The organism is Paraburkholderia sp., from assembly GCF_034668105.1.
Taxonomy (GTDB): domain Bacteria; phylum Pseudomonadota; class Gammaproteobacteria; order Burkholderiales; family Burkholderiaceae; genus Paraburkholderia.
In genome coordinates this window covers 1-3,111 of sequence record NZ_JAXDPY010000301.1, presented here as the reverse complement: position 1 = coordinate 3,111, position 3,111 = coordinate 1, and the positions used below count along the sequence as shown (strand labels likewise).

4 protein-coding genes and 1 pseudogene are annotated in these 3,111 nt (G+C 63.2%); all 5 read right to left on the bottom strand.

Going from position 1 to position 3,111, the window contains the following annotated elements; translation table 11 throughout:
• Window positions 1-514: EamA family transporter (locus QOC89_RS13670; RefSeq protein ID WP_323045498.1), on the bottom strand; the 514-nt coding region annotated here is incomplete at its 3' end.
• 367 nt (window positions 515-881) lie between these two features.
• Window positions 882-1,115 carry a pentapeptide MXKDX repeat protein gene (locus QOC89_RS13665; RefSeq protein WP_323045497.1) on the bottom strand — a complete coding sequence of 78 codons (234 nt, stop codon included), beginning with the start codon at window positions 1,113-1,115 and terminating at the stop codon, window positions 882-884.
• Between the two features lie 121 nt (window positions 1,116-1,236).
• On the bottom strand, window positions 1,237-1,998 hold the full coding sequence (locus QOC89_RS13660) for a molybdopterin-dependent oxidoreductase (protein WP_323045496.1): 762 nt from the start codon (window positions 1,996-1,998) through the stop codon (window positions 1,237-1,239).
• A 92-nt stretch (window positions 1,999-2,090) separates the two neighbouring features.
• Window positions 2,091-2,738: a cytochrome b/b6 domain-containing protein gene (locus QOC89_RS13655; RefSeq protein ID WP_323045495.1), complete on the bottom strand. Its 648-nt coding sequence runs from the start codon at window positions 2,736-2,738 to the stop codon at window positions 2,091-2,093.
• Window positions 2,739-2,930: 192 nt separating this feature from the next.
• A pseudogene (locus QOC89_RS13650) lies at window positions 2,931-3,111 on the bottom strand (hypothetical protein); the annotation flags it as partial.

Below are 3,111 nucleotides of genomic sequence, written 5' to 3'. Positions count from 1 at the left end.
GACTGCCGCCCGCCGACCCCGGCGCGCTATCGCCATGACTCAGGATCGCGATACCCACCAACCCGAGACCGACCGCGAACCACTCGCCTCTGCCGATCTTGCGCCCCGCCACCGCCGCGATCACCGTCGCGAACAGCGGCACCGTCGCGACCATCACAGCCGCGGTGCCGGTGCCGACGGTACGCATGCCATAAGCCAGCATGCCGCTCGACAAGCCGACCAGCATCGTGCCGACAAGGCCGGCATTGCGGATTTCAGTTGCGCTCGGCCAGACCGGATTGCGGCGCGCCGCGAAGATGAAGAGCCCTACCCCGGCAAACAGATTGCGCAGACCCGAGAGCAGCAAGGGCGGAAACGAACCGAGCGCGACGTGCACGGCGAGATAGGTCGAGCCCCACACGAGATACACGACGGCGAGCGCGAGCGCGATCTGTCCGTTGCGGGACTGCGGCAAACGGATCGGGAAACCACGCGGGAAACCACGTGAAAAGCGGCTTGGGAGTTGCAACGACATGGATTCAATCCGCCTGTGCTGCTCGAGGTGCTGCGCCCCCGCTAAAGACCCTGGTTCGGGATGGCGGACACCGCATCGGCGATGCGGTCTGGCGGGCGAGGCTGGCGGACATGTCGGTGGAACAGAAAGACGATAGATGGCCAATGGGGCCACAACGCCGCGGCGGTCGAAGGAATCGATTCACGGCTGACACACGCGTCAAACGTTTGGCGCGACGCCGCATTATGCAGTAAGCGCCCACCGCGTCGGCCGAAAGAATCGTAACTTTTCGGCGTACTTGCAACAAAAAAGCCGGGGGTGTCCCCGGCTTTTGCCCCCGCTCGTATGGGGAGCGCTCAAGCTATGCAAGCGGCATCGGCGGCAACGCTCAATTGGCCATCGCGCCCGAGGCTTCGTGCTTCATGCCCATCGCGTCGCTGCCCTTTTTCATCTTGTCGTGCTTCATGGTGCCTTTCTTCATGGTGTCCTTCGACATGCTGTCCTTGGACATCGAATCCTTCGACATCGAATCGTTGGACATCGCGCCGCTTGCCTGCGCGAATGCGGCGCCTCCGCTGGTCAGGAAAGCGACGGCCATTGCTGCGATTGCGAACTTTTTCATGGGATGACTCCGTTTCGTTATGGATCAATCAGAACCGGCCTTCAAAGCGCGCCGGGGTATTTCCGAAGCTTCTGCCGCCCGGGGTCGCACGTGCCGCCCGGCACGCGGCGACCCGCGCGCGTCAGGAGCCTCCGAACCAGTTGTAACCCTGGTCGACCCAATAGCCGCCGGGATACGTGTTGGTGACGAACATCTCGACGATGTGCTTCGGATTCTTGTAGCCGAGCTTGGTCGGCATGCGCAGCTTCATCGGGAAGCCGTATTTCGCGGGCAGACGTTCGCCGTCGTAGGAGAACGTGAGCAGCGTTTGCGGGTGCAGGGCGGTCGGCATGTCGATACTTTCGTAGTAGTCGTCCGCGCATTTGAAGCCGACGTACTTCGCGCTCGTGTCCGCGCCGATGCGGCGCAGGAAATCGCTGAACGGCGTGCCGCCCCAGCGGCCGATCGCGCTCCACCCTTCCACGCAGATATGCCGCGTGATCTGCTCGGCATGCGGCAGCGCGTACAACTCGGGCAGCGTCCAGACCCGCTGACCGGTGACGAGGCCGCTGATCTTCAACTTGTAGCCGGAAGCGTCGACATCGGGCACGTCGTCGATGCCGTAGAACGCGTTGAACGGAAACGGCCGCGTGATCTGCGCTTCGGTGTAGGTCGGCGCGAGCTGCTTCGGATCGAACAGCGCGGCTTGCGCGCGGTCGTTCAGACGCGATACCGCGGTTAGGAATGCGTTCACCGAATCGTTGTCGGTGAGCGAGCAGCCGGTCAGCATCGAGAGGCCACCGAGCGTCAGAAGCCGTTTGCCGAACAGGCGCCGCGACGGCATCGCGAGTTCGCGCCGGGCGTCGATCAGGATCGACTCGCGGTCGAGCTTATCGTCAAACATGGAGTCGACCTTCCGATCAGTTTTTGTCGTGGGCTTGTTCATGATTCGATGTCCTTAGGCTTCGCGCAGCCGTCTGTCGGTAGATAAGCGGCTTAGTGTCCGCGCAGCATCGCCAGCAGCGAGCGCGGCACGAGCGCCACCATCACCAGATGCACGACGATGAACGCCGCCATCAGCGACATCGCGCAGAAGTGGACAATGCGCGCGTTGTCATAACCGCCCATCAGTTCGCGCAGCAGCGGAAACTGCACCGATTTCCAGATGGCGAGTCCCGACAGCACCAGCACGAGCAGATCGCAGACGACGAACAGATAAGCGAATTTCTGCACCGCGTTGTAGACGCGCAGATCGGCGTGCGAGAGCTTGCCGGTCAGTGCGGCGCTCAAATCATGCAGCACGGCGCGCGGCGAGACCGGCAGGAACTTGCGCACGAAGCGCCCGCTGGCGAGGTTCAGCGCGAGATACAGCAAGCCGTTGAAGACCAGCAGCCACATCGCCGCGAAATGCCATTGCAGCGCGCCGCCGAGCCAGCCGCCGAGTGTGATTGCCGGCGCAAACGTCAAGCCCTTGAAGATCGGCGACGCGTCGTAGATGCGCCAGCCGGACAGCATCATCAGGATCGCCGCGAGTGCATTGAGCCAATGCGTGAGGCGCACCCACACAGGGTGAATCGTGTCGCGCTTCGGGTTGGCGGGGGGAGCGGTTTCGCGGAAAGCTCGGCGGGTTGGTGCGGTTCGCATGGCGTGCTCCATCAGGATCTGCACGTTTGTCGAACCACGAGACCGGTTATGACAGCCGGTTTGAATTTTTATTTCTGGTTTGAGTGGTTCACTTACCGTTGCGACCATTCCATGCTGTTCAGACCCGCGGGACGCGGGACGTCTGCGCGCTTGCAGGCGCGCTGCCGCAAAGCGGCCCGCCGCGAGCAAGCCTCAATCGTAACTAACGACAACCGTCACGCGGGCATCCTGCGCGGCGTTCTTCGGCGCAAGCGACAACACTCCGCCGTCGCGGCCGACCCGGTAGTGCCCGTCACTGGCGGCACGAAACACCCGCCCGCCGCTATCGACAAAACGCTCGGCCAACGCGTCGCGCGCCGTCGCGCCGTTGTTC